Source organism: Roseomonas sp. CECT 9278, from assembly GCF_918698155.1.
Lineage (GTDB): Bacteria > Pseudomonadota > Alphaproteobacteria > Acetobacterales > Acetobacteraceae > Neoroseomonas.
In genome coordinates, this window is record NZ_CAKKLX010000002.1 from 211,675 (window position 1) to 237,497 (window position 25,823).

The 25,823-nt window shown below is 73.0% G+C and carries 32 protein-coding genes; 10 read left to right on the forward strand and 22 right to left on the reverse strand.

The window, feature by feature from the left end; genetic code table 11:
- Positions 1 to 129: 129 nt before the first annotated feature.
- The 13 genes from LQ222_RS02435 to LQ222_RS02490 all read right to left on the reverse strand — a co-directional run bounded on the left by LQ222_RS02435 (position 130) and on the right by LQ222_RS02490 (position 9,317).
- A complete protein-coding gene (locus LQ222_RS02435) occupies positions 130 to 951 on the reverse strand; it encodes a phosphate/phosphite/phosphonate ABC transporter substrate-binding protein (protein WP_230164238.1) in 822 nt (273 codons plus the stop codon).
- The gene (locus LQ222_RS02440; protein WP_230164239.1) at positions 948 to 1,277 is read right to left on the reverse strand and encodes a DUF1937 family protein; all 330 of its coding nucleotides are present in this window, start codon (positions 1,275 to 1,277) and stop codon (positions 948 to 950) included. The genes LQ222_RS02435 and LQ222_RS02440 overlap by 4 nt, the downstream gene beginning before the upstream one ends.
- 8 nt (positions 1,278 to 1,285) lie before the next feature.
- Positions 1,286 to 1,918 (reverse strand): aldolase, encoded by a 633-nt coding sequence (locus LQ222_RS02445; RefSeq protein WP_230164240.1) that lies wholly within the window; start codon positions 1,916 to 1,918, stop codon positions 1,286 to 1,288.
- Positions 1,911 to 3,170 (reverse strand): 3-oxo-tetronate kinase, encoded by a 1,260-nt coding sequence (otnK, locus tag LQ222_RS02450; protein WP_230164241.1) that lies wholly within the window; start codon positions 3,168 to 3,170, stop codon positions 1,911 to 1,913. The genes LQ222_RS02445 and otnK overlap by 8 nt, the downstream gene beginning before the upstream one ends.
- A 12-nt stretch (positions 3,171 to 3,182) precedes the next feature.
- Positions 3,183 to 3,662 (reverse strand): cupin domain-containing protein, encoded by a 480-nt coding sequence (locus tag LQ222_RS02455; RefSeq protein WP_230164242.1) that lies wholly within the window; start codon positions 3,660 to 3,662, stop codon positions 3,183 to 3,185.
- 11 nt (positions 3,663 to 3,673) lie between these two features.
- Entirely contained in the window at positions 3,674 to 4,546 is an 873-nt protein-coding gene (locus LQ222_RS02460) for a class I SAM-dependent methyltransferase (protein ID WP_230164243.1), read from the reverse strand.
- Positions 4,546 to 5,592, reverse strand: coding sequence for a glycosyltransferase family 4 protein (locus tag LQ222_RS02465; protein ID WP_230164245.1), 1,047 nt, complete (start codon positions 5,590 to 5,592; stop codon positions 4,546 to 4,548). Before LQ222_RS02465 ends, LQ222_RS02460 begins: the two co-directional genes overlap by 1 nt.
- The gene (locus LQ222_RS02470) at positions 5,589 to 5,993 is read right to left on the reverse strand and encodes a 6-carboxytetrahydropterin synthase (protein WP_230164246.1); all 405 of its coding nucleotides are present in this window, start codon (positions 5,991 to 5,993) and stop codon (positions 5,589 to 5,591) included. The genes LQ222_RS02465 and LQ222_RS02470 overlap by 4 nt, the downstream gene beginning before the upstream one ends.
- A 64-nt stretch (positions 5,994 to 6,057) precedes the next feature.
- A complete protein-coding gene (locus LQ222_RS26180) occupies positions 6,058 to 6,192 on the reverse strand; it encodes a hypothetical protein (RefSeq protein WP_256443984.1) in 135 nt (44 codons plus the stop codon).
- An 89-nt stretch (positions 6,193 to 6,281) separates the two neighbouring features.
- Positions 6,282 to 7,256, reverse strand: coding sequence for a zinc-binding alcohol dehydrogenase (locus LQ222_RS02475; protein WP_230164248.1), 975 nt, complete (start codon positions 7,254 to 7,256; stop codon positions 6,282 to 6,284).
- A 67-nt stretch (positions 7,257 to 7,323) separates the two neighbouring features.
- Complete coding sequence (locus tag LQ222_RS02480) at positions 7,324 to 8,097, reverse strand: RibD family protein (RefSeq protein WP_230164250.1); 774 nt, start codon at positions 8,095 to 8,097, stop codon at positions 7,324 to 7,326.
- Between the two features lie 180 nt (positions 8,098 to 8,277).
- Complete coding sequence (locus tag LQ222_RS02485) at positions 8,278 to 8,793, reverse strand: permease (RefSeq protein WP_230164251.1); 516 nt, start codon at positions 8,791 to 8,793, stop codon at positions 8,278 to 8,280.
- Complete coding sequence (locus LQ222_RS02490; protein WP_230164252.1) at positions 8,790 to 9,317, reverse strand: hypothetical protein; 528 nt, start codon at positions 9,315 to 9,317, stop codon at positions 8,790 to 8,792. The genes LQ222_RS02485 and LQ222_RS02490 overlap by 4 nt, the downstream gene beginning before the upstream one ends.
- Positions 9,318 to 9,398: 81 nt before the next feature.
- Here LQ222_RS02490 and LQ222_RS02495 point away from each other — a divergent pair, with 81 nt between their 5' ends.
- The gene (locus tag LQ222_RS02495) at positions 9,399 to 10,691 is read left to right on the forward strand and encodes a hypothetical protein (RefSeq protein ID WP_230164253.1); all 1,293 of its coding nucleotides are present in this window, start codon (positions 9,399 to 9,401) and stop codon (positions 10,689 to 10,691) included.
- 55 nt (positions 10,692 to 10,746) lie between these two features.
- On the opposite strand, the gene LQ222_RS02500 is transcribed toward LQ222_RS02495, so the two are convergent.
- The 3 genes from LQ222_RS02500 to LQ222_RS02510 are packed head-to-tail and all read right to left on the reverse strand — an operon-like array spanning position 10,747 to position 12,604.
- Positions 10,747 to 11,145, reverse strand: coding sequence for a hypothetical protein (locus LQ222_RS02500; protein WP_230164254.1), 399 nt, complete (start codon positions 11,143 to 11,145; stop codon positions 10,747 to 10,749).
- Positions 11,142 to 11,480 carry a rod-binding protein gene (locus tag LQ222_RS02505; RefSeq protein WP_230164255.1) on the reverse strand — a complete coding sequence of 113 codons (339 nt, stop codon included), beginning with the start codon at positions 11,478 to 11,480 and terminating at the stop codon, positions 11,142 to 11,144. Before LQ222_RS02505 ends, LQ222_RS02500 begins: the two co-directional genes overlap by 4 nt.
- The gene (locus LQ222_RS02510; RefSeq protein ID WP_374202145.1) at positions 11,480 to 12,604 is read right to left on the reverse strand and encodes a flagellar basal body P-ring protein FlgI; all 1,125 of its coding nucleotides are present in this window, start codon (positions 12,602 to 12,604) and stop codon (positions 11,480 to 11,482) included. The genes LQ222_RS02505 and LQ222_RS02510 overlap by 1 nt, the downstream gene beginning before the upstream one ends.
- Positions 12,605 to 12,813: 209 nt before the next feature.
- On the opposite strand from LQ222_RS02510, the gene LQ222_RS02515 reads away from it, so the two are divergent.
- Positions 12,814 to 13,236, forward strand: a complete 423-nt coding sequence (locus tag LQ222_RS02515) for a flagellar assembly protein FliX (protein ID WP_230164256.1) — start codon at positions 12,814 to 12,816, stop codon at positions 13,234 to 13,236.
- 143 nt (positions 13,237 to 13,379) lie between these two features.
- Positions 13,380 to 13,796 (forward strand): RNA polymerase-binding protein DksA, encoded by a 417-nt coding sequence (gene dksA / locus LQ222_RS02520; protein WP_230164257.1) that lies wholly within the window; start codon positions 13,380 to 13,382, stop codon positions 13,794 to 13,796.
- 9 nt (positions 13,797 to 13,805) lie between these two features.
- Here the strand turns inward: dksA and LQ222_RS02525 are convergent, their stop codons facing one another.
- Positions 13,806 to 14,333, reverse strand: a complete 528-nt coding sequence (locus LQ222_RS02525) for a DUF2269 family protein (protein WP_308071543.1) — start codon at positions 14,331 to 14,333, stop codon at positions 13,806 to 13,808.
- A gap of 37 nt (positions 14,334 to 14,370) precedes the next feature.
- On the reverse strand, positions 14,371 to 15,078 hold the full coding sequence (locus LQ222_RS02530; protein WP_230164259.1) for an SOS response-associated peptidase: 708 nt from the start codon (positions 15,076 to 15,078) through the stop codon (positions 14,371 to 14,373).
- 175 nt (positions 15,079 to 15,253) lie between these two features.
- Between LQ222_RS02530 and poxB the strand changes: the two genes are divergently transcribed.
- The 3 genes from poxB (at position 15,254) to LQ222_RS02545 (ending at position 19,921) form a co-directional block, all read left to right on the forward strand.
- A complete protein-coding gene (gene poxB, locus LQ222_RS02535; protein WP_230164260.1) occupies positions 15,254 to 16,975 on the forward strand; it encodes a ubiquinone-dependent pyruvate dehydrogenase in 1,722 nt (573 codons plus the stop codon).
- Between the two features lie 120 nt (positions 16,976 to 17,095).
- Positions 17,096 to 18,187: a phosphate ABC transporter substrate-binding protein PstS gene (gene pstS, locus LQ222_RS02540; RefSeq protein ID WP_230164261.1), complete on the forward strand. Its 1,092-nt coding sequence runs from the start codon at positions 17,096 to 17,098 to the stop codon at positions 18,185 to 18,187.
- A 39-nt stretch (positions 18,188 to 18,226) separates the two neighbouring features.
- Positions 18,227 to 19,921, forward strand: a complete 1,695-nt coding sequence (locus LQ222_RS02545; protein ID WP_230164262.1) for a Na/Pi cotransporter family protein — start codon at positions 18,227 to 18,229, stop codon at positions 19,919 to 19,921.
- Between the two features lie 237 nt (positions 19,922 to 20,158).
- Here the strand turns inward: LQ222_RS02545 and flgH are convergent, their stop codons facing one another.
- From flgH to flgF, 4 genes are read right to left on the reverse strand one after another with little or no spacing between them, the layout of a single operon-like run.
- Entirely contained in the window at positions 20,159 to 20,893 is a 735-nt protein-coding gene (gene flgH, locus LQ222_RS02550; protein WP_230164264.1) for a flagellar basal body L-ring protein FlgH, read from the reverse strand.
- A 3-nt stretch (positions 20,894 to 20,896) separates the two neighbouring features.
- Positions 20,897 to 21,850, reverse strand: a complete 954-nt coding sequence (flgA, locus tag LQ222_RS02555; protein WP_230164266.1) for a flagellar basal body P-ring formation chaperone FlgA — start codon at positions 21,848 to 21,850, stop codon at positions 20,897 to 20,899.
- A complete protein-coding gene (gene flgG / locus LQ222_RS02560; protein ID WP_230164268.1) occupies positions 21,850 to 22,635 on the reverse strand; it encodes a flagellar basal-body rod protein FlgG in 786 nt (261 codons plus the stop codon). Before flgG ends, flgA begins: the two co-directional genes overlap by 1 nt.
- Positions 22,636 to 22,647: 12 nt before the next feature.
- On the reverse strand, positions 22,648 to 23,391 hold the full coding sequence (flgF, locus tag LQ222_RS02565; protein ID WP_230164270.1) for a flagellar basal-body rod protein FlgF: 744 nt from the start codon (positions 23,389 to 23,391) through the stop codon (positions 22,648 to 22,650).
- A gap of 186 nt (positions 23,392 to 23,577) precedes the next feature.
- On the opposite strand from flgF, the gene LQ222_RS02570 reads away from it, so the two are divergent.
- The 4 genes from LQ222_RS02570 to LQ222_RS02585 all read left to right on the forward strand — a co-directional run.
- On the forward strand, positions 23,578 to 24,117 hold the full coding sequence (locus LQ222_RS02570; protein WP_230164272.1) for a flagellar basal body-associated FliL family protein: 540 nt from the start codon (positions 23,578 to 23,580) through the stop codon (positions 24,115 to 24,117).
- Positions 24,114 to 25,199, forward strand: a complete 1,086-nt coding sequence (gene fliM / locus LQ222_RS02575; RefSeq protein ID WP_230164273.1) for a flagellar motor switch protein FliM — start codon at positions 24,114 to 24,116, stop codon at positions 25,197 to 25,199. Before LQ222_RS02570 ends, fliM begins: the two co-directional genes overlap by 4 nt.
- Before the next feature lie 3 nt (positions 25,200 to 25,202).
- Positions 25,203 to 25,634: a DUF6468 domain-containing protein gene (locus LQ222_RS02580; RefSeq protein WP_230164274.1), complete on the forward strand. Its 432-nt coding sequence runs from the start codon at positions 25,203 to 25,205 to the stop codon at positions 25,632 to 25,634.
- Positions 25,634 to 25,823: hypothetical protein (locus LQ222_RS02585; RefSeq protein WP_230164275.1), on the forward strand; the 190-nt coding region annotated here is incomplete at its 3' end. The genes LQ222_RS02580 and LQ222_RS02585, both read left to right, overlap by 1 nt.

Genomic DNA, 25,823 nt, shown 5'->3' on the forward strand with positions numbered 1-25,823 from the left:
GACGGCCGGCGCGGGCGCGGCGGTGGCGGCGGCGCTGCGTCGCGACGTCCTCGGCTGCCGTCTCGCCCGGCGGCGGCGGGGGGTCAAGCGCGGCGCCGGGTCGCGCGGATGCGCCGTGGCGCCGCGGTGTCAGGCGAGGTCGGGATAGCCGAGCGCACTGGCCTCGGCCTCGTAGCGGGCGAGCACGGCGTAGTCCGCGGCATCGGGCGGCAGGATGGCGCGCAGGCGCAGCGCCTGGCGCAGCGCGGCGTGGGCCGGCGCCTGCCCGAAGGCGGCCAGCGCGTCGCGCAGCGCGGCCTGCGTCGCGCTGTCGGTGGCGGCGGAGGTGACGAAGGGGATGGCGGGGCTCGGCACCGTGGCGGCCAGGATGCGCAGGCCGGCCACCGCCTCGGGCTGGTGGTCGGCATGGAAGGCGTAGGTGAGGCTGTCGATCGACGCCGCATCGGCGCCGCCCGATTGCACCAGCGCCATCGAGGCCGGGTGCGTGCCGGTGATCGCCACGCGCGCGAAGAAGGGTTGCCCGCCGGCGAGCGGCGCCAGCGTTCGCCGCGGCAGGTTCATGCCCGTGTTGGAATGCCGGCTGTTGCAGGCGAAGACGCGCCCGCGCAGGTCCTCGATGCGCTGCGCGGGATCATCCGCGCGCACCACGAACAGGCCGCGATGGGTGCCGGGCGCGGACGTCGCGGGGCCGTCGGCTTCGCGATAATCCGGCACGCCGAGCAGCGCGTGCTGGCCGCGATAGATCGTGCCGAGCGGATAACCGCAGGTCTGGGTGAACAGCACCTCCGGGCCGATGGCGTCGGGCACGGCGGGTCGCTCGAAGGCCAGCGTCGCCGGCAGGTCGTGGATGCCGCGGTCGCGCAGCAGGGCCGCCAGCGCATCCCAGAAGGCCGCATTGACCGGGCGCATCGGCGGCAGGTTGTACATCGGCAGCGAGGCGCTGCGCGTCACGGCGCGGGCGGGACCGCGGCCAGGTCGCGGAACACCGGCTTGCCGGCGGCGGCGAAGCGGGCGACTTCCGCATCGGCGCCGGCGCTGTCGCCCGGCAGGCGCAGGATGGCGTCGCAGCGTTCGGCCAGCGCGAGCGAGAGCGGCAGCATCACCTCGTCATGGGCATCGTGGCCGGCCGCGGCAATGACGGGCAGCGCCATGTTCACGCCAATGACGGGCACGTGGCCGAGGCGGAACAGCGCGAGTGCGGCGCGGTTCATCGCGGCCAGGCGCCCCGCGCGCAGGGCCGCATCCGCGCCGCCGGTCGCATAGGGCCCGGCGACCATGATCCACATCAGCCGAAGGTGGCCAGCAGGTCGTCCACCTGCGCGGGCGTCAGCGTGCGGGCGGGCGCGCCGCGCAGCAGCAGGGCGAGGCGCGCGGATTCCTCCAGTTCCTCCGCCGCCGCGACGGCATCGGCCAGCGTGCGGCCGGACACCACCGGGCCGTGATTCGCCAGCAGCACGGCCTTGGCGTTCTTCGACGCTTCGTGGATCTCGGCTTCCATCGCGCCGTCGCCCGGGCGGTAGTAGCGGATCACCGGCAGGCTGCGCCCGACGCGCATGACGAAATAGGGCGTGAGCGGCGGGATCGGTGCGCTCTCGCCGGGTTCGGCCAGGCAGCCGATGGCGGTGGCATGGGTCGAATGCAGATGCACCACGGCGCCGGCATCCGGCCGCGCGGTCAGCACGGCGCGGTGCATGAAGACCTCCTTCGAGGGCTTGTCGCCGCCGATATGCGACCAGTCCGGCGCCAGCTTGCTGATGCGCGCGGGGTCGAGCCGCCCGAGGCAGGAATTGGTCGGCGTCATCAGGTAGCCATCCGGCAGCCGCACCGAGATATTGCCCGCCGTGCCGACCGAATACCCGCGGTCAAACAGCGAGGCGCCGAGCATGGCCAACTGGTCGCGCAGCGCTGCCTCATCCATGGGAGAAGGCCTTCAGGAAGAAGTCGCGCGCGCCGAAATTGCCGGATTTGAGCGCCAGGTGGATGCCGCGCGGCGTGGCGTAGGTCCAGGGCACGCCGGGGTCGATCTCCGGGCCGATGCGCAAGGTCGTCACGCCCAGGCGCTGCACCACGGCGCCGGAGGTCTCGCCGCCCGCCACCACCAGGCGGCCGACGCCGCGCGCGACCAGGCCCTCGGCGATGGTGGCGACGGCGTGTTCGACCAGCGCGCCGGCGGCGTCCCGCCCCAGCTTCGCCTGCAGCGCCGCGACGCGTTCGGGCGCGGCGGAGGCGGCGATCACCACGGGGCGGTCGGCGGCCAGCCTGCCCTCCACCCAGCCCAGCGCCTGCGCCGCCAGCGCCGCAGCGTCGGGGGTGGCCAGCGCGTCGAGCTCCAGCACCGGCGCGTGGTCGCGCGCCAGCCCGATCTGGCCGAGCGTGGCGCGCGAACAGGACCCCGCCACCACGGCGGCGAAGCCCTGCATGGGCGGCAGCAGGTCCGCATCGGCGCGCGCGGGCAGCAGGCCGGCACGGCGGAAATTCTCCGGCAGGCCCATCGCGACACCCGACCCGCCGGAGACCAGCGCATGGGGCTGCACCGCCTCGCCGATTGCCATCAGCTGCGCGTCGGTCACCGCATCCACGATCGCCCAGCGGCGGCCGGCATCGGCCAGGCGCGTCATCTCGCGGCGGATGGCGGCGGCACCCTGTTCCACCGTGTTGAAGGGCACGAGGCCGACGCCGCCGGAGGTCTGGCGCGACAGCACGCGCACCAGGTTGGGGTCGGTCATCGGCGTCAGCGGATGGTCCTGCATGCCGCTTTCGTTCAGCAGCGCGCCGCCGACGAACAGGTGGCCCAGGTAGATGGTCCGCCCATTGGTCGGGAAGGCCGGGCAGGCGATGGCGAAGCCCGAGCCCAGCCGCTTCAGCAGCGCATCGCCGACCGGGCCGATATTGCCGGCATCGGTGCTGTCGAAGGTCGAGCAGTATTTCCAGAACAGCTGCCGCGCCCCCGCCGCGACCAGCGCGTCGCAGGCGGCCAGCGACTGCGCCACCGCATCGGCCACCGGCGCGGTGCGGGTTTTCAGCGCGATGATGACGGCATCGGCCTGGGGCAGCGGCCCGTCGGGCACGCCGATGACCTGCACGGCGGACATGCCGCCCTTCACCAGCGTGTTCGCGAGGTCGGTCGCGCCGGTGAAGTCATCCGCGATGCAGCCGAGCAGCAGGGGCATGGTCGCCCTCCTTCAGAAAACGGGCGTGCCGTCCTTGCGGCAGTAGACGGATTTCCCGTCCGGGCCGGGGCGGATGTCGAGGTCGTCGTCGGGATAGATCACGCGCTCGAACAGCGTGCGGTCGCCGACTTCGAGATAGACGCAATCCGCATCGCCGCGATTGACCAGGTGATGCGCGTCCCAGGTGCCGGCGGGGAAGCCCGCGCACATGCCGGCGCTGAGCGGCGTGTCGCCGGCATCGGTCACCAGCGTGCAGGACCCCGCGACGATGTAGACGAATTCGTCCTGCTTCTCATGCGCGTGGCGCAGCGCGGAGGCCGCGCCCGGCGGCAGGCGCGTGATGTTCACGCCGAAGTTCCGCAGGCCGAAAAGGTCGCCCAGCGTGCGCTTTTCGCGGTCGCCGATCTTTGCCACCAGGTCCGCCGGGTAGCCGGACAGCCTGGCGCGCGGCGGCACCTCCATGGCGGTGACGGCGATGGGGCGTTGGCTCATGGCGGGCGTCCTCAGGCGGGGGGCAGGGCGAGCACATCCTGGTGGCCGATGCGCACCGACAGCAGCGCATCCATCGCCTGGTCGCGGCGGGCTTCGATCCAGTCCTCGATCTTCCAGGCCTCGCGCCGTTCCCAGGCCATCGCGGCGGAGCCGTGGCCGGTCGCGATCTCCTGCGCGAACAGGCGCGAGCGGCGGTCCACCACCCAGTCCGACGGCGCGCGATGCACGCTGTAGCCATGCGCGGCGAAGGCCTCGGCGATCACCTCCGGCGCGGCGGGGCCCAGCGCGATGCCGCCGAAGCCCTTGTCGCGCCGCTGGTCGCGGCGGAAGCCGCGCGCCACCAGCGCATCGCCGGGCCAGGGCGGCGAGAAACGCTCGCGCCCCGTCACGTTCAGCGCGGCATAGAAGGGCAGGCGGCGGCGCGCGCAGGCCGCGGCCATCGCCTCGATCCAGTCGCGCGAGACCAGGTCGCACAGCGCCGTGTTCACCACGGCATCGACGCGGTCGAGCGGCAGGTTCGCCGGCGCCAGCACCAGGTTCGCGATCAGCCCCTCGACACGCCAGGCGCCTTCGGGCGAATGCACCAGCAGCGTGTTGCGGCTGGGCCAGGTGGCGGCCCAGCCGACCGCCTCGGCGCGATCGGCGATGGTCTCGAAGGCGCGTTCGATCAGCGCCGCGTCACGGTCCACCAGCGTCCAGGCCTGGGCGCGGCCGATGAAATGCCCCAGCCAGCGCAGCAGGGAACCGGTGCCCGCGCCCAGGTCCAGCACGCGCGGGCGGGCCGGTAGCGCGGCCGCGAGCCTGGCGGCCAGCCCGGGATCGCGCGCCGCGGCATCGTAGGGTTCGCGCAGGTCGAGCCAGTCGCCGTCGAATTCTTCCGCCACTATGCGAATGCCTTGTCGAGTTCGGCGCGGAAGGCCTGCGCGCGGTCGGTCCAGCGCGGCAGGCGCTGGCCGCCCTGCCAGGCGGCCGCGGCCATCTCGGCACGCAGGTCGGCGTCGAAGATCGGCCGGCGCATGCCCTTGGACAGCGACATCGCGTCATCGACCGGGGAGACGATGGCGGAGCCCTGCACCACGACTTCCGCGATCGCGCCGCCGGCGGTGATCGCGAGCGGCAGGCCGCGGGCCATGGCCTCGGCCGCCGCCATGCCATAGCCCTCCCAGCGGGTGGCCAGCGCGAACAGGTCGGCGTGGTGGTACAGCGCCTCCAGCGCGTCGCCCGCGACCTCGCCGGCGAAGGTGACGCGCTGCGCGATGCCGAGCTCCTCGGCCAGCGCGCGCAGGGTCTGGGCGTGGGTGGCGTCGCGCCGGTCGTCGCCGGCGATGGTCAGCGTCCATTCAAGGTCCGTCAGCCGCCCGAGCGCACGCAGCAGCACGTCGTGGCCCTTGCGCGGCACCAGCGTGCCGACCGACAGGATGGCGCAGCCCGGCCCGCCGGACCCCGCCGCGCGCGGCGCATCGTCGGTGCCGGGTTCGACCACGCCGATGCGCAGCGGTTCGATGCCGAAATCCTCCGCCACGCGGCGCGCCGTGAGCGGGGAGGTGCAGACCAGCCGCGCGCAGGCGGCGAACAGCGCGCGTTCCTTGGCCTTGAGCACGGTGCGCGTGGCGTCGTCGGCGCCGTGTTCCAGCGCGGTCGGGTGATGGATCAGCGCCACCGCGCGCCGCGCCGTGAGCTCCTGCGCCAGCGGCAGGAAGGCCGGCAGGCCAAGCCCGTCGACGATGATGCGCGCATCGGCGGGCAGCGCCTGCACGGCGGCGCGCGCACCGGCCTCGGCGGCCTCGTCCGGGGCGGGGTGGCGGCCGGGGAGTTCGACGACCTCGACGCTCTCGCCGAGCGCGCGCAGCCCGTCGACCATGCGGCGGTCGTAGATATAGCCGCCCGAGATCGCATCGAACGGCGCGGGGACGAGGAGGTGCAGGGTCAAGCGGCGGGCGCCCCTTCATAGGCCGCCCAGGCGATGTGGCTTTCCTTCAGCAGCACCTTGATGCCGGTGACGGCGCGCCCGCCATCGCCGAGCAGCCCTTCGGCCAGCGCCACCGACAGCATCCGGTGGATATGGGCGCAGAGGAATTCGGTGGTGGTGTTCTGCCCGGCGAATTGCGGTTCGGCATCGAGGTTGCGGTAGTCGAAGGCGTCGAGGATCTTCCGCAACTCCACCTTGGCGGCCGCGATGTCCACCAGCAGGTTCAGGCGGTCCAGGCCGGGGGCGCGGAATTCCGCCTCGACCACCATGGTGGCGCCGTGCAGGCGTTGGGCCGGGCCGAATTCCTCCCCGCGGAAGGAATGGGCGATCATCACGTGGTCGACGACGGTGAGGCTGTACATGGCGCCCTTTTAGCGCCGCCGCGCCGCGCCGTCACGGCGGGCCTGCGGCCGCCCCGCCCCTGGGTCAGCCGCCGAAGGCGAACCACAGCCCGCCGAGGGCGGCGATGGCCAGCACCAGCGACACCAGCAGCACGTAGCGCATGACGCCGAGCGTCACGCCCTGCCGCACCGCCGTGGTTTCGCGCGCGCGCGGGGTCATGGGTGGGCGTGTCTCGTGCTGCGCCATGGCGCCGTGTCTCCCGGATGTCATGCGGGGAGAACGGCCCGGCGCGCCCCGGGTTGCCGGGATCAATCGTAGGTGACGAGCGGGCAGAGCGGGGGCATCTCGCCGGGCGGGGGGTTGAGCAGGCCGGGCATGGCGGCGGGCAGGTCGTCGAAGCGGGTGGCCGGGCCGACCAGGGCATCGAGCGCCGGGTCGGCCAGCAGCGACAGCGCGAGGGCCAGGCGCTGGCCGTGGGTGCGCCGCCCGCGCAGCGCCGGCGCCACCGCGCCGACCTGGGTCGAGACGATCTGCAGCCGCTTGCTGTGGAAGGCCTCGCCCAGCGGCAGCGTGGCTTCGCGGGTGCCGAACCAGGAGGCCTCGACGATGCGGGCCTCGAAGGCGCAGAGGTCGAGGGCGCGGCGCAGGCCGGCGGGGTCGGCGGAGGCGTGGATGACCAGGTCGCGCTCGCCCGGGGCGTCCTCTGGCGCGCAGAAGCCGGCGCCCAGGGCTTCGGCGATGGCGCGGCGGCGGGGGTCGATGTCGCAGACCGTCACCGCGATGCCGGGGATGCGGGCGAGCAGCCAGGCGGTGAGCAGCCCGACCACGCCGGCGCCGATCACCAGGGCGCGTTCGCCGACCAGCGGGCGGGCATCCCACAGGACATTGACCGCGGTTTCCATGTTGGCGGCGAGGATGGCGCGGCGGTCGGGCACGCTGTCGGGGATCGGCGCGCACATGGCGGCGGGGGCGACAAAGCGGTCCTGGTGGGGGTGCAGGACAAAGACGCGCTGGCCGGCCCCGGAGCCGGCCTCGATGGTGCCGACCGCGCTGTAGCCGTACTTCACCGGGAAGGGGAAATCCCCGTCCTGCAGCGGGCAGCGCATGGTGGCGTATTGGTTTTCCGGCACGCGGCCCATCAGCACCAGCCGTTCGGTCCCGCGCGAGATGCCCGATGCCGTGGCGCGGATGATGCGCTGGTCTGCCCCGGGTACGGGCAGGGGTTCCGTGCGGATCTCGCAGCGATTGGCCGCGACGGTCCAGAGTGCGCGTGCGTCCTTCACCCGTCAGTCCCCAAAAGCCAGAAAAAGGAGGGGGTGTGGGGGAGTTCTCTCCCCCACTGCTTGCTTCTCATGTGGTCCCTGGCCGCGCGCGATCGACCACGATATCCAACAGGATGTCGGGTGGAATCTCGTGCACCTGCCAGGTGAACCGCAGCCCATCGGATATGCGGCTGACTTCCGGCAGCGTGAAGGCCGGTATTCCCGACCCCAGCAGCACCGGTGCGACGGTCACGTGCAGCCGGTCGAGGCAGCCCGCCGCCAGGAACCGGGAGACGGTGAGCCCGCCGCCCTCGACGAAGATGCGCGTGAGGCCGCGGGCCGCGAGGGCACGCAGCAGGGCGCCCGGCGCGATGCCGCCGGTTGCCTCGCGCGGCAGGCGCAGGACCTGGGCGGTGCCGTGCGTGTCGGGGCCCGGCGCGTCCTGCGCGCAGGCCAGCAGCGTCGGTGGGCCGTCGCGGAACACGGCGTAGTCGGCCGAGAGCCGCCGGTCGGTGTCGATCACCACGCGGACCGGGTCGGGGCCGGGCACTTCGCGCGTGGTCAGGCGGGGGTCGTCGTGGCGCACCGTGCCGGCGCCGACGACGACGGCGTGGCACAGGGCACGCAGGCGATGGGTATGCAGGATGTCGCCCGGCCCGCCGATCCATTGGCTGCTGCCCGATGCCGTGGCGATTCGCCCGTCCAGCGTCTGCGCCAGGCGGCCGACCACGCGGCAGCCATCGGGTGCGGTGGGTGGCGCCAGCACCGGGGCGAACAGCGCCGAGAGCGGGCCGGCGGGCGGCGCATCGTCGCGCGCGGCCAGCAGCGCCGACCATGCGGGGTCGAGGGGCTTGGACTGCATTGCCGGCGTCATGCCCGAAGCCGGCGGGGCGCGCCAGGGACATCCCCGCGCGCCTGCGGCGCACCGGGGACGTTCCCGCGCGCCTGCGGCGCGACAGGGACTCCCGCGCGCCTGCGGCGCACCGGGGACTCCCGCGCGCCTGCGGCGCACCGGGGACTCCCGCGCGCCTGCGGCGCGACGTCAGGGCCGGCCGAGGCCGATCGGCACCACCGCCACCACCGCCTCGGCCAGCAGCCCCGCGAGGATCGGCAGGGGGAAGGCGGCGATCAGGCGGATCGCCACGAAGCGCCAGCCCAGCACCGGATATTCCCAGGTGATGATCCGGTGCAGCGCGAAGATCGACCAGCCGGTGATCAGCGCCGCCATCTGCGGCACGCCCGCACCGGCCTTCGCGAAGGCGAGCACCAGCGGGAAGGTCACGAAGGGCCCGCCCGGCATCAGCCCGCCCGCGAAGGAGGCGACCAGGATGCCGTTGAGGCCGGACTCCGGCCCGATCCAGGTCACCGCCGCATCGGCCGGCATGAGCTCCGCCAGGAAGGCCGCCATCGGCAGCGCCACCGCGAAGGTCGGCAGGATCTTCCACAGCCCCTGGCCGGTGTCGATGACGGCGCGCCGCGCCGTGCCGGGACCGCGGCGCAGGCACAGGCCCAGCGCCATGCAGGCCACCACCGCCAGGAAGACCTGCCCGCCGGTCACTTCGGCGGGTCCCAGGCGATCGGCAGGCGCCGCGCGATCCAGCCGGCGACCATCGGCATCGGCAGCGTCACCAGCGTGCGCATGATGGCGAAGTCGGGCCCGAGCAGCGGCATCTCGTAGACCAGCAGCTTCTGGAAGCCGTTCAGCGCCCAGGACAGGATATAGGCGACCAGCGCGCCGCGATCCGCCCCGGCACCCGCCAGCACCAGCACCAGCGGGAAGGCGGCCATCGGCCCGCCGGGCGTCAGTGCGCCGGCCAGCGTGGCGACGGCCAGGCCGAACCAGCCGCTCTCGGCCCCCATCCACCGCGCCAGTGCGCCCGGGGAGATCAGTTGCCGCAGCGCCGCGGCCAGCAGCAGGCCCGCCAGCAGCGACGGCGCGATGAACAGGAACAGCTCCCACGCATGCAGCAGCGCGGCGCCGACCGCGGGCGCGCCGTCGCGCTGCCACAGCGCGGCCGCGGCCGCGACCCCGATGGCGGCAATCACCATCAGGCTGGCATGGCGTCGGAGAAGGGCGATCACGGCGGCAACCTGCGCCGGCGGCGCGCGCCGGGCAAGGCGGGCCGATGGACAAGCACGGCGCTGCCGTCCACACCGAGGGCGATGACCGGCCTGCCCCCCTTCCTGGCCGCCGCCGCCAGGCTGTCGCCCTCGGCGCCGGCCGAACTCGCGCGCCTGGCCGGGCTGCTGGCGCAGCTCCGCCTGGTGGTGCCGGACGGCCAGCGCATCGGCCCGCTGTGGCAGCAGGCGCAGATGCTGGCGCGGCGGCTGCCGGCGGCCGCGCCGGAGGGCGGCGGCGTGCCGATCCTGTCGGGCTTCGCGCCGCTCGAGCTGTTCCGCGACCCGGCGCGCATCGCGGCGCTGCTGCGCGGGCCGGATGCCCTGCTGGAAGGCATCCGCGCCGGCCAGGGGCTGGTGGTGATCGACGGGTCGAACGAGGGACGCCCGGTGGTCGGGCGCTACATCGACAGCCTGCATGCCGCGCTGGCGGCGGCCGGCATCCCGCCGGCGCGCACGGTCTGGGTGCAGCAGAACCGCGCGATCGCGGCGCCCTACGCCGAGGCCTGCGCGGCGCGCGGGGTCGCGCCGGTGCGGATGGTGGTGGCGCATTCCCACGCGGCCGAGCTGTGGGCGCGGCTGGTGCTGCGGCGCGGCGGCATGAATTGGGATTTCGGCTTCGCGGTGGCGCATGACGGGGCGCGGCGGCATCGCTGGGTCTGCCTCAACTACCACCTGCGCCCGCACCGCGCGCTGCTGGTCGCCTGGCTGCGCGAGCGGCCGGAGCCCGGCTACCTGTCCTTCTCGGTGACGCGCGAGGTGCAGGGGCGCGACCAGGCGCGGCTGCTGGTCGCGGAGGCGGCGGCGCTGGATCGCGCCGATCCGGACGGGGCGCGCGCGGCGGTGCTGCGGCTGATCGATGCCGGGCTGCACCACGGCAGCGACATCGACGGCTTCGACCACCCGCGCGAGCGCATCTACAGCCTGCCGGCGGCGGAGGTCGCGCAGGCCGAATTGTTCATCGTGACCGAGACCGAGATGCTGGGCCCCGGCCTGCTGCGCTGGACGGAAAAGACGCTGAAGGCGATCGGGTCAGGCCTGCCGCTGGTGGTGTTCGGCAATCCGGGGGTGGTCGGCGCGCTCACGGCGCTGGGCTTCGACATGCTCGGGGATTTCGTCGATCACGGCTATGACGCCGAGCCCGAGCCCGCGCGGCGCTTCGCGGCGGCGCGCGCCGCGGTCGAGCGCTTCCTGGCGCGCCCGCCGGGCTTCACCGCGGCCGAGCTGGCCCGGCTGCGCGCCGCCGCGGCGCACAACCACGCGGTCTTCGCGCGCGTGATGCTGCGCGATTCGCTGCTGGACCCGATCGCGGCGATCCTGGAGGCCGCGCGGGGCTGAAGCACCGCTTGATGGTGCACCGGCCGGCGCAGCCTGGAGCGGTCCCGCACCCCTGTCAGACCCGCGCCGAGATCGCCAGCGCCGGCGGGCGCGGGGCCGGCGCACGGCCGGCCGGCGCATAGCCCTGCACCTGCGTGCGCGGCAGCGCCGCGCCGGCGATGGTCTCGATGACGCGCGATTGCAGCGCCACGGCGCGTTCCAGCAGGCGTCGATTCTCCCGGCCCAGCGCGTCGAGCCGTTCGGCCAACTGGCTGGCGGCCTGGCGCACCGGGCCCTCGGGCGCGCTGCCGTGCTTCGCCTGCGCGGCATAGGCGACGGCGAAGGCGTCGGAGGCGGCGATCTTGGGGGCCGCCAGGCGCGCCGCGCGCGGCAGGTCGAGCGCGGCGAGCGCCTCGTTCTCGGCGCGCAGGGCTTCGGCCAGGCGATGGCCGGCGAGGATCAGGGTGTCGATCATGGCGTGGGCTCTCCCGTATTGGGGGGGGTGGAGGCGGCGGCGCGCAGGCGGTGCATTTCCCGCAGCACCAGGTCGGCCAGGCCAAGCCCGGCGCCCGCGCGCGTGGCGGCGCCGGCATAGGCATCGACCAGCATGGGCTGCCACTGCGCCTCGGCCGCGCCGCCGCCGTAGCGGCTGCGCGAGAAATCGACCGTGGCGAAGACCGGCTGGAGGAGCATGGCGAAGGCCTGCGCCTCGAAATCCTGGGCGGCGCGGCGCATCGCGGCCTCGTTGCCGGCGGCGGCGGGGGCGCGGAGGGCGCGGGGCTGGGCGGGGGCGACGGCGGGGGTGTCCATCAGCGGACCTCCAGCTCGGCCTGCAACGCGCCCGAGGCCTTGATCGCCTGCAGGATGGTGATGAGGTCGCGCGGCCCCACGCCCAGGCTGTTCAGCCCGCGCACCAGGTCCTGCAGCGTGACCGCTTGCGGCAGCACGCCCAGCCGCCGGTTGGACTGGTCGTCGACCTCGACGCTGGTGCGCGGCACCACCACCGTCTCGCCCCCCGCCAGCGCGTTGGGCTGGCTGACCTGGGGGGTTTCGGTGACGCGGATCGTCAGGTTGCCCTGCGCGATCGCCACGGTGGAGACACGCACGTTGGAGCCCATCACGATGGTGCCGGAGGCCTCGTCGATCACCACGCGGGCGATCTGGTCCGGCGTGACGCGCAGCTGTTCGATGGCGGACAGGAACACCACCGGGTTGCGGCCGCCCAGGCTGACCGTGACGGTGCGCGAATCGGTGGCGGCGGCCAGGTCGCCGCGCTGGGAGCGGTTGATCGCCTCGGCGATGCGGCGCGCGGTGGTCAGGTCCGGGTTGCGCAGCGCCAGGCGGACGCGGTCGCGCCCGGCCAGGGCGAAGGGGACCTCGCGCTCCACGATGGCGCCGTTGGAGATGCGCCCGGCGGTCGGCACCCCGCGCGTGACCGAGGCCCCGGCGCCGCGCGCGCTGATCGCCCCGGTCGCGACGGCGCCCTGCGCCACCGCATAGACCTCCCCGTCCGCGCCGAGCAGCGGGGTGACCAGCAGCGTGCCGCCGGTGAGGTTGGTGGCGTCGCCGAGCGCCGAGACCGAGATGTCGATGCGGCTGCCCGGCCGCGCAAACGGCGGCAGGTTGGCGGTGATCATCACCGCGGCGACGTTGCGGGTATCGAGCTGGCGTTCCTGGTCGCGCGTATTGACGCCGAGGCGTTCCAGCATGCCGACCAGCGACTGGCGGGTGAAGACGGCGGAGCGCAGCCGGTCCCCGGTGCCGTTCAGCCCGACCACCAGGCCGTAGCCGACCAGCTGGTTGTCGCGCACGCCCTCGACATCCGCGATGTCCTTGATGCGGACCTCCTGCGCCAGGCCGGGCAGGGCCAGGCCGAAGGCCAGCAGCAGGGCGGCCAGCAGGGTCTTCGTGCTCGCGTAAGCATTGGTGGCCAAGATGCCTCTCCCGCAGGCCGCCGGCGCGGCATGGTTGCCGGTGCGCCGCACCGCCGGCCTGCGGGGCAGGGCGGCGGGGCAGGGCACGGTCGGCGCGGATGGACAGCGCAAGCGGCGTGCCAGGACGAAGCCCCGCCGGGCGGTGGCGCAGGGCGGCAGGGCTTGCCGGGCAGCGGCGAAGCCTGCCGCAGGGCGGAAGGAGAGGGTGCATGGCGCCGATTCGCGGCGTGGGTGGCGGGACGACGATCCGCGGCGGGCGCGCGCCCCGCGGCGCGGGGGGCGGATTCCACCTCGGTGCCGGGGTGGCCGAGTCCGGCGCGACGGAGGCCGCCGAACGCCCGGCCGCGGCCTCGGCGATCGGGCTGCTGGCGCTGCAGGAAACCGCCCCGGCGGCCGAGCGCGACGCGCGCGCCCATCGCCGCGGGGAGGCGATGCTGCGCGAGCTTGCTGCATTGCAGCGAGACCTGTTGGCCGGGCGGTCGGACCCGGCCCGTCTTCACAGCCTGCTTGAACTCACGACCGGGGAGGCGGCGGCCGACCCGGTGCTGCGCGACGCCGTGGCGGCGATCGCGCTGCGGGTCCGTATCGAGCTTGCGCGGCGGCAGACCGCGGCTTTCCTGTCACCGGACTGAAAACCACGCTGTTTCAGGGATTTGTCGTCAAACCCCCCTTTTCTTTCCGGCAGCCCCGCGTCTATGTTCCGCCCGCTTTGAACGGGGGTATCGGGTCGCTGTCGGGAAGGCGGCCCGGACCCGGCGCCGGGGGAATTGGACTGATGCTCGTGACGCTGCCGCCCGACTATCGCCCCTCGGACTCCGAGGAGTTCATGAACCCGGTGCAGCTGGAGTACTTCCGGCAGAAGCTGCTGCGATGGCGCCAGGACCTGTTGCGCGAGGCGGGCGAGACGCTCTCCTCCCTGTCCGAGGGCGGCATCGCCGAGCCCGACCTCACGGACCGCGCCTCCGTCGAGACCGACCGGGCGCTGGAACTCCGCACGCGGGACCGCGCCCGCAAGCTGATCAGCAAGATCGACCAGGCGCTCGATCGGATCGAGACCGGCACCTACGGCTATTGCGAGGAAAGCGGCGAGCCGATCGGCCTGCGCCGGCTGGAGGCGCGCCCCATCGCGACCATGAGCATCGAGGCGCAGGAGCGCCACGAGCGGATGGAGCGCGTCCACCGCGACGATTGAGGCGCGCGCCTACCACCCCTTGCGCAGCATCGGCCAGGTCGCGACCAGCAGCGGCACGGTCGCCACCAGCCCCCAGGTGATCCAGCGCCGGCACAGCCGCCAATAGCCGGGCGGGATCGGCGCGCCGGCGCCGAAATCGCGCGCCATCCTGGCCTGCTTCACCTGGATCGGAACCAGCACACCGAGCCAGATCGCGCCCGCCAGCACGAACATCACCGTCGACCACGCGATCCAGTCATCGCGAAGCACGTCGAACCCCGCGGTCCAGGCGGCGCCGAAGCCGCCAACCACGAGCAGCACCACCCCCCACAGCGTGAAGAACAGGTCGGTGGTCGTCACCAGGCGCTGGGCGAAGGCGATGACCGCGGGGTCGCGCGTACGGTCGGCCGCGAGCTTCCAGATCGACGTGACGGTGACGTTGCCCAGCAGCAGGACCACGCCCAGGACGTGGAGGAAAACCCAGGTGTCGTAGATACGTGCCTCCCGCCGTTCGAACCGGGCGCCCGCGTGACGGCGCCCGCCAAGGCAACGCGCCAGGGGAGGATTCGTCGCCGCGCCGTCGGCCGGCGGGGAGTCAGGCCAGGGTGGGCGGCGGGTCGTCGAGCCCGGGCGGCGCGACGGCGAGCGGGTCGCGGTCGATCAGCCCAGGATCGTCTTCCGCGACGCGCCCGACGCGCGTGCCGACCGGCCAGAAGGCCAGCAGCGAATCCTCCGCCGGCTTGAGCAGCGCGGCGGGATCATCGCCGTGCAGCCAATCCTCCCAGGCCGGGCGCGGCAGAATCACCGGCATCCGGTCGTGCAGCAGCGCCTGGCGGCCGGCGGCGGCGCAGGTGACGATGCTGAAGGTCCGCAGCCATTCGCCGTCGGGCTGCTTCCAGCCTTCCCACAGCCCGGCGCAGGTCATCGGTTCGCCAGACGTCAACGAGCAGGCGAAGGGCTGCTTCGCCTTCCCCTCGGTGCGCCATTCGTAGAAGCCGTCCATCGGCACCAGGCAGCGGCGTTTGGCGAAGGCGTCGCGGAAGGCGGGTTTTTCCGCGACCGTCTCGCCGCGCGCGTTCATCATGCGCGCCGCACCCGTCGCGTCCTTCGACCAGCGCGGCACCAGGCCCCAGCGCAGCACATCGAGGTGCCGCGCGCCGGTCTCGGGATGGCGGCGGATCACCAGGCCCTCCTGCGTCGGCGCCTTGTTGAAGGATGGCAGCAGGTTCGGCGTGGCATTCGTGGTGGCGTAGTACCGCGCGATGTCGCCCGACCCGCGCGCCTGGAAATACCGTCCGCACATGTGTTTGTCCGCCGGGAGGTTTGCCGCCACGCCAACCCTAACCGCCCGGCGCAAGGGGGGGCAAAGCAGCCCCCCCTAGGCCCCCCGGCCACGGCGCACCGCGGCGGCCCTCCTGTTCGGTGGCGGTGGCGCGGCCGGTGCGTCTACGCTGCGCCCCCGCAACGGAGCACCGCCCATGGCCCAGACCGCCGCCGATTTCCTCGCCGCCAGCCTCGAAGCCGCGGGGGTCAAGCGCATCTACGGCGTGGTCGGCGACAGCCTGAACGGCGTCACCGACAGCCTGCGCCGGCGCGGCGCGATCGACTGGGTGCATGTCCGCCACGAGGAAGCCGCCGCCTTCGCCGCCGGCGCCGAGGCGCAGCTCACCGGCCAGCTGGCGGTCTGCGCGGGCAGCTGTGGGCCGGGCAACCTGCACCTCATCAACGGGCTGTATGACTGCCAGCGTTCCGGCGCGCCGGTGCTCGCGCTGGCCGCGCATATTCCCAGCAGCGAGATCGGCATCGACTACTTCCAGGCCACGCACCCCGAGATCCTGTTCCAGGGTTGCAGCCACTATGTCGAGCTGGTGTCGAACCCCGCCATGCTGCCGCAGGTGCTGCAGCGGGCGATGCGCGTGGCCGTCGCGCGCCGCGGCGTCGCGGTGGTGGTGCTGCCGGGCGACGTGGCGCTGAAGCCGCTGGCGGCGACGCCCGCGCCCTGGGTGGCGCCGGAGCCGCCGCGCATCATCCCGGCGGTCGACGAACTCGCGAAATTCGCCGCGCTGCTGAACACGTCAGGCCGGACCACGCTGCTGTGCGGGGCGGGCTGCGCCGGCGCGCAGGCCGAGGTGATGGCGCTGGCGGGCAAGCTCAAGGCGCCCATCGTCCATGCGCTGCGCGGCAAGGAACACCTGGAATACGACAACCCCTACGATGTCGGCATGACCGGCTTCATCGGCTTCGCTTCCGGCTACGCCGCGATGAAGGACTGCGAGACGCTGGTCATCCTGGGATCGGGTTTCCCCTACCGGCAGTTCTATCCGGAGGGCGCGCAGGTGGTGCAGGTCGACATCAGCCCCGAGGCGCTGGGCAATCGCTGCCCGCTCACGCTCGGCCTGGTGGGGGATGTGCGGGCGACATTGGCGGCGGTGCTGCCGGTGATCGACGACAAGCCCGATCGCGCCCACCTGGATGCCGCGCTGGCGCATTACGCCACGTCGCGCCGCGACCTCGACGCGCTGGCCGAGAGCCGGCCGGACAGCGACATCATCCACCCGCAATACCTCTCGCGCCTGGTCAGCGAGCTGGCGGCGGACGACGCGGTCATCACCTGCGATGTCGGCACGCCGACCGTCTGGGCGGCGCGCTACATCCGCATGAACGGGCGGCGCCGGCTGCTCGGGTCGTTCAACCATGGCTCCATGGCGGGCGCGATGGTGCAGGCGATCGGCGCGCAATCCGCGCATCCGGGACGCCAGGTGGTCGCGATGTCGGGCGATGGCGGCTTCACCATGGCGATGGGCGACCTGATCACGCTCACGCAGATGGGCCTGCCGGTGAAGGTGGTGGTGCTGAACAACGGCACGCTGGGCTTCGTGGAGCTGGAGATGAAGGCGGCCGGCTTCCTCGACACCGGGGTGGAGCTGAAGAATCCCGACTTCGCGGCGATGGCGAATGCGATGGGCATCAAGGGCATTCGCGTCGAGAAGCCGCAGGCGCTGCGCGGCGCGTTGATCGAGGCGCTGGCCCATGACGGCCCGGCGCTGGTCGATGTGGTCAGCGCGCGGCAGGAGCTGGTGATCCCGCCCAAGACCAGCTTCGGCCATGTCCGCGACTTCGGCCTGTTCATGCTGAAGGCGGTGATGGACGGGCGCGCGCGCGAGGTGGTGGACCTGGCGAAGGTGAACCTGCGCCGCTGATTCGCCGAAGGCGCCAGGCGCGCCGGGGCGCCTTCGTCATTCAACGTTCATGCCGGTGCCCCAGGCGCGCAACATCGGCGGTCTTTGGTGCGGCCTCGTTCATCGGAGGCCGCGCCGGCCATGCGCGCACTGCACACTGCGTCCCTGTCCATTTCCCTGTCGCGCCGAGGATTCGTCGGTGCCGCGCTTGGCAGCCTGCCGGCCTTCGGCGCTGCCGCGCAGGAGAGGTCCCAGTCGCTGAGCGGCGCGGGATCGACCTTCGTCCAGCCGCTGATGGACCGTTGGGGCCGCGCCTTCGCGGCGCATGAGGGGGAGGGCGGCGCCGCGGTGGCGGGCTATGCGCGGCTCGACTACGAACCGGTCGGTTCGGCCGGTGGCGTGGTGCGGCTGCTCCAGGGCGCGGTCGACTTCGCGGCGACCGACGTGGCGATGGCGCCCGAGGAACTGGACCGCCACGGCCTCGCGCAGTTCCCGGTCGTGAGCGGCGGCGTCGCGGTGGCGGTGAACCTGCCGCTGCCGACCGGCGCGACGCCGCGCCTGAGCGGTGCCGTCCTGGCGCGCATCGGCCTCGGGCAGATCACGCGCTGGTCCGACCCCGCCATCGCCGCGCTGCAGGATGGCGTCGCGATGCCCGACGCGCCGATCACGGTGCTGCGCCGCGCCGACGGATCCGGCACCACCTGGAACTACACCGCCTTCCTGGCGCGACGCAGCGAGGCCTGGCGCACTGCGCCGGGCGTGGGCTGGAGCGTCCCCTGGCCGGTCGGCACCGCCGCGCGCGGCACGCGCGGCATGGTCGAGGCGCTGCGGGCGACGCCCGGCGCCATCGCCTATCTCGAGGCAGGCGAGGCGGCGCGCAGCGGGATGCGCGTGGCCGCGATCGACAATGCCGCCGGGCGCTTCGTGATCCCGGATGCGGCGGCACTCGATGCCGGGCTGGCTGCGCTGCCCTGGGCGACGGCGCGGCATTTCCATCAGGAGGTGGCGGAACCGCTGGTCGCCGATGCCTATCCGATCCTCGCGACGGTCTTCGCGGTGATGCGCCGGCGGCCGGCCTCCGCGACGGGCAGCCGCGCCGCGCTGGCGTTCTTCCGGATGGGCCTGGCCGAGCGCGCCGACGATGCGCGGGCGCTGGGCTTCGTGCCGCTGAGCCCCGCCCTGGTGTCCCAGGTCGCCGCCCATTGGCCCGCCGTGATCCGCGGCGCGCGCTGAACACCACCCGAACCGAACACCGACGCCAGGAGCGCGTGCATGCAGGTTGATATCTTCACCCAGGTCATCGTGCCTGTGGTCGGCGGCCTCGGCATCTTCATGCTGGGGCTCGAGTTCATGTCGAACGGCATCCAGGCGCTGGCGGTCGCGCGGATGCGCGACCTGCTGGCGCGCTTCGCCGGCACGCCGATCAAGGGGGTGCTGGCGGGCACCTTCATCACCGGCATCATCCAGTCCTCGACCGCCATGACGGTGATGACGGTGGGGCTGGTGAATGCGGGCGTGGTCGGGCTGCGCCCGGCGATCAGCGTGATCATGGGGGCCAATATCGGCACCACCATCGGCAACGGGCTGATCGCGCTGCCGCTCGGGCCGCTCGGGCTGCTGCTGGGGGGCTGCTTCGCGCTGCTGTACATCTTCGCGAAGTCCGACAAGGTGAAGAACATCGCGCTGGCGTGCATGGGCTTCGCGCTGATCTTCTACGGGCTGAACCTGATGACCGGCGGCCTGCGCCCGCTGCGCAACATGCCCGAGGTGATGAGCGTCATCTCCTCGCTGCGCGCCGACAGCTGGGGCGGGTTGCTGACCTGCGTGCTGACGGCGGCCTTCGTGACCGCGCTGATCCATTCGTCGTCGGCGACCATCGGCATCGTCATGGGCCTGGGGTCGGCCGGTGTGCTCGACTGGCAGACCGCGGTGGCCTTCTCGCTCGGCGTCGACCTCGGCACCACGATCACGTCGTGGATGGCCTCGCTGAACCTGTCGAAGAACGCCAAGCGGGCGGCGTACGCGCACATCACCTTCAACATCATCGGCGTGATGGTGACGATACCGCTGTTCTTCGTGTCGATGGACGTCCTGCAATGGGCGATGGGCTGGTTCGGCGGCGACCCCGGCGTGCCGGTGATCATCAACGGCCGCGAGACCTTCCCGCTGGTGCCGGTCGCGGTCGGCCTGTATTCGACCGTCTTCAACATCTTCAACGTGGCGCTGCTGTTCCCCTTCACCGGCGTGTTCGAGCGCGTGCTCTCGCGCGTCGGGCGCAATGCCGAGGAAGACATCGAGGACTATTCGACGCCGAAATTCCTGACCGCCGATGCACGCACCAGCCTGCACACCGCGGTGCCGGCGATCCGCCAGGAGATCGGGCGCCACCTGCAGGCCAGCGCGCTGTTCCTGCAATCGGCCCGGCGCGTGGCCACCGCGCCCTCCGACCTCGATGAGCACCGCCTGGCGATCGACATCCTCTCGCGCGATATCCGGGGCTATGCCGCCGGGCTGTTCGTGCCGGGCATGTCGCGCCACCAGGCCGACCTGGTGGCGAGCCTGATCGAGGAGGAGGACTTCGCCTCCTCGCTGGCCGAGACCCTGCACCAGGTGGCGCGGCGCGTGCAGCGCGACGAATTCTCGCCCGCCGCGCGCCCGATCGTGGCGGCGGTGCTCGACCGCGTCGGCACCGCCATGACCCGGGTGCTGCCCAGTGCCGAGGTGGCCGGCCCGCCGGACATGGAGGAACTGCTGGCACTGCGGGCCGAGGTGCTGGCGCTGGGCGATGACGTGAAGCCCTTCGAGCGCGGCGCGCTGCTCGCGCTGCTCGGCAGTGCCGAGCGCGCCTTCCTGCTGATCGGCCGCATCGAGGAGGAGCGCCGCTCGGTGCCACGCGCGGTGGCCGAGCCGGTCGTGGTGGAACGCGACAGCGGCTTCGGCGCCGCCATGCCCGCCCCGGCGGAGTGAGGCTGACGGCGCCGGGGGTTCGCCCCCGGCGTCGCCCGTGCCAGGGCCGCTGCCGCGCGCCCCGGCTCGCTTCCCGGCCTCCGCAGCCGTGGTGTCACGACCATCGCCACCCGATTGGATGCTGCCATCCGGCGTTGGAGCATGCTGCGTTCGCGCGCGCTCACTTCGCAGGCTCTAGCCTGTTGTTTTCAGAGCATCTTCACGCGTTCAGATGATTCGACCTGAACGCGATCTGTTCTAGAACGGCAGGATGATGTCGAGCAGCTCCTGGCCCACGCGCGGGCGCTGCACGTCGCTGATGGTGCCGCGGCCACCATAGGCGATGCGCGCCTCCGCCAGGCGGTCGTGGCGCACCGTGTTGTCGGAGGCGATGTCCTGCGGGCGGATCACGCCGCCCACGGTCAGGTCGCGCAGTTCGGAATTGACGCGCACCTGCTGCCGCCCGGTCACCACCAGATTGCCGTTGGGCAGCATCTGCGTGACCGTGGCCGCGACGCGCAAGGTCACGGATTCGCTGCGCCGCGTGGCGCCGGTGCCGTTCACCCCGCTGGTCGAATTGCCCTGCACCATGTTCGACGGGTCGAAGCCGCCGGGGAACAGCCGCGCGTAGGACGCATCGAGGCCGAGCAGCCGCGGCACGCCCATCGATTCGGAATTGTCGCGCGATCGCGTCGTGCGGTTCTGCAATTCGGCATCGTCCTGGATCGCCACCAGCACGGTGATGATGTCGCCGACCGCGGCCGCGCGCTGGTCGCGCAGGAAGGTGCGGCTGCCCGGCCGCCACAGGGAATTGCTCGCCAGCGGCGGGTCCTGCGGGTTGGGCATGGGCATGCTGACCGGCCGCCAGCGCGGATCGGCGGTGGGGTTGGTGACGCCCGCCATCTCGGGCGGGTCGCCCAGCCGCGACAGGCGTTCCGCCCCCGAGCAGGCGGCCATCGCCAGTGGCAGGGCCAGGATCGCGAGGCGGCGCATCGTTCAACGCCGCCCGGCGAACTGCAACGGTGCCGCGCCCTGGCGCACGCGCACCCGGCCGGGGCCGACCACCTCGGCCTCGACCACCTGGCGGGAGGCGAGGTTCATCACGCGGACGACCTCGCCGATCGCCGCATCCTCCAGCGCGCGGCCCTGCGCGCTCAGCGCCAGGCCGGGGGCTTCCAGCAGCATCAGCACGGCCTGGTTCTTCGCCACCACCACGGGCGCGACCAGGTCAACCGTGGCGAAGGGCATGTCGGTGCCGACCGGGCGGCGCAGCTGGCGGCCGATCACGTCCTCGGCGCGCTGGGCCATGCCGGGGCGCACGCGCTCGGCACGCAGGCGGCGTTCGTCGATATCGGTGGCGCGCACCACCTCGCCCACCGCCATGCGCCGCGCGGCGAGCACCACCGGCACGGTGGGCGCGACGCGACCGGCGATGCGCTGGCGCTGCATCGCCATGCCCTCGGCGGCCACCACCAGGGTCGCGGCGAAGCGGCGCGTCGCGCTGTCGTAGTGGGTGGCTTCGAGCGCGACCTCCGGTGCCGCGGAGATCGGCACCAGCGGCGGGGCGAAGCCGGGCAGGTCCAGTTCGAACTCCGCATCGGCGCCGTGGCGCGCCAGTTCGAGGCGCAGCAGGGCCTCGATCTCGTCGCGCGGCACCGGGCGGCCGGGGCGCTCGACGATGCTGCGCTCCTCGCCCGAGAGCGGCCGCCAGGCAAGCCCGTGGCGGCGCGCGATGGCCGACAGGTTGGCGGCATCGAGCAGCATCCGCCGCCCCGGCGCCGGCGCGGCGCCGACCGCCTGGTGCGCGAGCGGCCCGGCATTCTCGAACAGGTCGCCCAGGCGCAGCATGGCGTCCTCGGCCAGGACGACAGGCCGCGGGTGCGGCGGCAGGGTGTCGCCGCGCGCCGGCAGGGCGAGCAGCGGCAGCATCAGCATGGCGCGGCGGATCATCAGCGGAGCCTCGTGAGGGTGGAGAGCATCTCGTCGGATGCGGTGATGACGCGGGAGTTCATCTCGTAGGCGCGCTGCGCGGTGATCAGCGACGTGATCTCCTGCACGACGTTCACGTTGGATGTCTCGATGAAGCCCTGCATGGTCTGGCCGTAGCCCGGCGTGCCCGGCGCGCCCTGCTGCGCGTCGCCGGATGACGGTGTCGCGAGGAACAGGTTGTCGCCGACCGCCTCCAGCCCGCCCTCATTGGGGAAGATCGCGAGCTGGAGCTGGCCGACATTCTGCGGCTGCACCTGGCCATCGAGCTTGGCCAGCACCTCGCCATTGGCGTTGATGGTGACGTCGCGCGCATTCGCCGGGATGGTGATGCCGGGGTTCACCACGAAGCCTTCGGCGGTGACGATGGTGCCTTCCGCGCTCAGGCCGAAGGTGCCGTCGCGGGTATAGGCGGTCTCGCCCGAGGGCATCTGGATCTGGAAGTAGCCATTGCCGCGGATGGCGACGTCGAAGCGGTTCTCGGTCTGCTGCAGGTTGCCCTGTTCGGGGATGCGATAGACCGCGGCGGTGCGGACACCCAGGCCGATCTGCGCGCCGGAGGGCAGCGTGGTGCCGGTATCGGCCGATTGCGATCCGGTGCGGCGCAGGTTCTGGTAGATCAGGTCCTGGAATTCCGCGCGGCGGCGCTTGTAGCCGGTGGTGCTGATGTTGGCGATGTTGTTGGAGATGACCTCGACATTGTTCTGCTGGGCCATCATGCCGGTGGCGGCGACGTGGAGGGATCGCATGGCAGGTGATCCTTACGAGCGCCGGCGCAGGATGCGCTCGACGGCAGTGGACAGGCGTTCGCCTTCCTTCTCGGCGAATTGCGCGGCGAACTGGAATTCGCGCAGCTCGGCGGTCAGGCGCGTCATCTCGATGATCGGGCGGACATTGCTGCCTTCGAGGACGCCCTGGCGCAGCGCCGGGCGTTCGACCGCGACGGGGTCGGCGCCGGCGGCGTCGAACACCCGGTCGCCCTCGGCACGCAGCGCCTGCGGGTTGTCGAAGCGCACCACGCGCAGGCGGCCGAGCACGCCGTTCTCGCTGCGGACGGTGCCGTCGCCCTGGATCTCGATGCGGGTGTCGTTGGGCGAGAAGGCGATCGGCGCGCCCTCGGCGGTGAGCACGGCATTGCCTTCCATGTCGACCAGGCGGCCGCCTTCGCCCAGGCTGAAGCGCCCGCCGCGGGTGTAGCGTTCGCCGCGTGGCGTCTCGACGGCGAAGAAGCCCTCGCCGGTGATCGCGACATCGAGCGGATTGCCGGTCACCTGCATCGCGCCCAGGTCCATCTCGCGCCAGGTGGCGCGGTCCTGCACGAAGGCGACCGGGCGGCCGCCCGGCGGCGAGCCGCCGAGCTCCTGGCGCTGGATCACCTCCCCGAACACGGGGCGCAGCGCGCGGAAGCCGGGCGTGTCGGCATTCGCCAGGTTGTGCGCCAGCACCTGCGTCGCGCGGGACTGCAGCGCGAGGCGCGAGAGGATGATGTAGCCCGGGCTGTCCATGCGGCGTGTCTCCGGCGGTGGTCCGGGACGGGAAAGGCAACCGCCGTGCCAGCCGCAGGCGGGCCTGGTGCCGGCAAAACCTGCCCGCGACCGGCAGCACAGGCCCGGCCTGCGGCACTTCCCGACCGGCGCAAGCCTTCCTTAACGGCGCCAGCGGAGGATGCGCCCCTCGGCAGGAGGCTGTGGATGTCGGCGGCGCCGGAAGCGGCAGAAGGAACTGAATCGGCCAAGGGCGGCGGGGGCAAGAAGAAGCTCGTGCTGCTCGCGGTGCCGCTGGTGCTGGCCGGCGTGGGCGCGGGGCTGTGGTTCACCGGCATCCTGCCGCCGCTGCTGGGCATGGGCCCGCCGCCGCCGGCCGCCGATGCGGGCGCCGCCGCGGCCGAGGCCGCGCCACGCCCGCCGGCCTTCTTCGACATGCCCGAGATCGTCACCAACCTGAACGCCAGCGGCCGCCGCCCGGTCTTCGTGAAGCTGCGCTCCAAGCTCGAGATCACCCGCGCCGAGGACAGCGCGCAGATCACCGCCGCGATGCCGCGCCTGCTCGACCTGTTCCAGACCTACCTGCGCGAGACGCGGCCTGAGGAACTGCGCGGGTCGGCCGGCACGCATCGGCTGCGCGAGGAACTGATCGCGCGCGCCAATATTGCGCTGAGCCCGCCGCCCGGCAGCACGCAGCCCGCCCCGCGGGTCACCGACGTGCTGTTCGTGGAGATCCTGGTCCAGTGAGCGGGCAGGGCGAGAATGGCGGGGAGGACGACGACCTCGCGGCCGCCTGGGGCGCCGCGCTCGAGGAAGAAGGCGCGCAGCCCGAGCCGGAAGCGGCACCGCCGCCCGATGCCACGCGCGTGCTCAACCAGGCCGAGATCGACAGCCTGCTGGGCTTCGAGGGCGGCGGGGGCGGGGCCGCCGAGGAAAGCGGTATCCAGAAGATCATCTCCTCCGGCCTGGTGTCGTATGAACGCCTGCCGATGCTGGAGATCGTGTTCGACCGGCTGGTGCGCCTGATGTCGACCACGCTGCGCAACTTCACCTCCGACAATGTGGAAGTCTCGATCGACGGCATCGTCTCGCTGCGCTTCGCGGACTACCTGAATTCCATCCCGCTGCCGGCGATGCTGGGCGTGGCGCATGTGAAGCAGTGGGACAACTACGGCCTGGTCGTGGTGGATTCCGCGCTGATCTATTCGGTGGTGGACGTGCTGCTGGGCGGGCGGCGCGGCACCGCGGCGATGCGGATCGAAGGGCGCCCCTACACCACCATCGAGCGCACGCTGGTCGAACGCCTGATCGGCGTGGTGCTGGAGGACGTGACCTCGGCCTTCGAGCCGCTGTGCCCGGTGAAGTTCGAATTCGACCGGCTGGAGGTGAACCCCCGCTTCGCCGCGATCTCCCGCCCATCCAACGCCTGCGTGCTGGTGCGGCTGCGGGTGGACATGGAGGACCGCGGCGGCAAGCTCGAATTGCTGCTGCCCTATGCCACGCTGGAGCCGGTGCGCGAGCTGCTGCTGCAGCAGTTCATGGGCGAGAAATTCGGCCGCGACAGCATCTGGGAGACGCACCTCGCGGAGGAATTGCGCTCGACCGAGATCGCGCTCGACGTGGTGCTGGATGAACAGCTGCTGCCGTTGTCGACGGTGCTCGACCTCAAGGTGGGCGACCGCATCTCGCTCGGTGTCGCGCCGGGCGCGCCGGTGCGGCTGCGCTGCGGCGACATCCCGATGTTCGAGGGCGAATTGGGCCGGCAGGAACAGCGGCTGGCGGTGCGCATCGCGCGGGAATTCGGCCGCGCGCGACGGATGGAGGCCTGAGGCATGTCGGTCCTCGAATGGGGTTTGCAGATCGTGCTGCTGGGGCTGCTGGGGGCGGCGATTCCCTTCGCGCTGCGGCTGGAGCGCGCGCTGCGCGAGATCCGCCGCGACCGCGGCGCGCTGGAGGGCAGCGCCCAGGGCCTGGGCGAGGCGGCACGCATGGCGGAGGCGGCGATGGTGCGGCTGCGCGCCTCGGCCGAGCTGGCCGGCCGCCAGGTGGCCGAGCGCACCGCCGTGGCCGAACCGCTGCGCGATGATCTGCGCTACCTGATCGAACGCGCCGAGACGCTGGCCGACCGGCTGGAAGGCCTGGTGCGCGCGGGCCGGCCGATCGCCGCCGAGGCGCCGCGCGCGCCCGAGCCGGCGCTGCAAAGCCAGGCTGAACGCGACCTGGTGCGCGCGCTGGCGCTGGGCGCGTCGCGGGGCGGGGCGTGATGCGGCGGCCGCGCCTGCTGCCGGTCGCGATCGCCGCCATGGCGGGGCTTTTCGTCGTCAAGGCGGAAGGGCTGCTGGGGCTGCTGCGCGGTGGTGCGACGGTGGTGGCACCCGCGCGCGCGGCCGACCCGCCGGCCCCTGCGCCAGCCCCCGCGCCGGCGCCGGTCAGTGCCGCGCGCCCGGCCCCCG

Bases quoted from the DNA above. Each gene is read 5' to 3' on its own strand.
- LQ222_RS02440 (WP_230164239.1), bottom strand. From the start codon at position 1,277: ATGGTCGCCGGGCCCTATGCGACCGGCGGCGCGGATGCGGCCCTGCGC.
- LQ222_RS02445 (WP_230164240.1), bottom strand. From the start codon at position 1,918: ATGGATGAGGCAGCGCTGCGCGACCAGTTGGCCATGCTCGGCGCCTCG.
- otnK (WP_230164241.1), bottom strand. From the start codon at position 3,170: ATGCCCCTGCTGCTCGGCTGCATCGCGGATGACTTCACCGGCGCGACC.
- LQ222_RS02455 (WP_230164242.1), bottom strand. From the start codon at position 3,662: ATGAGCCAACGCCCCATCGCCGTCACCGCCATGGAGGTGCCGCCGCGC.
- LQ222_RS02470 (WP_230164246.1), bottom strand. From the start codon at position 5,993: ATGTACAGCCTCACCGTCGTCGACCACGTGATGATCGCCCATTCCTTC.
- LQ222_RS26180 (WP_256443984.1), bottom strand. From the start codon at position 6,192: ATGACCCCGCGCGCGCGCGAAACCACGGCGGTGCGGCAGGGCGTGACG.
- LQ222_RS02480 (WP_230164250.1), bottom strand. From the start codon at position 8,097: ATGCAGTCCAAGCCCCTCGACCCCGCATGGTCGGCGCTGCTGGCCGCG.
- LQ222_RS02495 (WP_230164253.1), top strand. From the start codon at position 9,399: ATGACCGGCCTGCCCCCCTTCCTGGCCGCCGCCGCCAGGCTGTCGCCC.
- LQ222_RS02500 (WP_230164254.1), bottom strand. From the start codon at position 11,145: ATGATCGACACCCTGATCCTCGCCGGCCATCGCCTGGCCGAAGCCCTG.
- LQ222_RS02505 (WP_230164255.1), bottom strand. From the start codon at position 11,480: ATGGACACCCCCGCCGTCGCCCCCGCCCAGCCCCGCGCCCTCCGCGCC.
- LQ222_RS02515 (WP_230164256.1), top strand. From the start codon at position 12,814: ATGGCGCCGATTCGCGGCGTGGGTGGCGGGACGACGATCCGCGGCGGG.
- dksA (WP_230164257.1), top strand. From the start codon at position 13,380: ATGCTCGTGACGCTGCCGCCCGACTATCGCCCCTCGGACTCCGAGGAG.
- LQ222_RS02530 (WP_230164259.1), bottom strand. From the start codon at position 15,078: ATGTGCGGACGGTATTTCCAGGCGCGCGGGTCGGGCGACATCGCGCGG.
- poxB (WP_230164260.1), top strand. From the start codon at position 15,254: ATGGCCCAGACCGCCGCCGATTTCCTCGCCGCCAGCCTCGAAGCCGCG.
- pstS (WP_230164261.1), top strand. From the start codon at position 17,096: ATGCGCGCACTGCACACTGCGTCCCTGTCCATTTCCCTGTCGCGCCGA.
- LQ222_RS02545 (WP_230164262.1), top strand. From the start codon at position 18,227: ATGCAGGTTGATATCTTCACCCAGGTCATCGTGCCTGTGGTCGGCGGC.
- flgH (WP_230164264.1), bottom strand. From the start codon at position 20,893: ATGCGCCGCCTCGCGATCCTGGCCCTGCCACTGGCGATGGCCGCCTGC.
- flgA (WP_230164266.1), bottom strand. From the start codon at position 21,850: ATGATCCGCCGCGCCATGCTGATGCTGCCGCTGCTCGCCCTGCCGGCG.
- flgG (WP_230164268.1), bottom strand. From the start codon at position 22,635: ATGCGATCCCTCCACGTCGCCGCCACCGGCATGATGGCCCAGCAGAAC.
- flgF (WP_230164270.1), bottom strand. From the start codon at position 23,391: ATGGACAGCCCGGGCTACATCATCCTCTCGCGCCTCGCGCTGCAGTCC.
- LQ222_RS02570 (WP_230164272.1), top strand. From the start codon at position 23,578: ATGTCGGCGGCGCCGGAAGCGGCAGAAGGAACTGAATCGGCCAAGGGC.
- LQ222_RS02580 (WP_230164274.1), top strand. From the start codon at position 25,203: ATGTCGGTCCTCGAATGGGGTTTGCAGATCGTGCTGCTGGGGCTGCTG.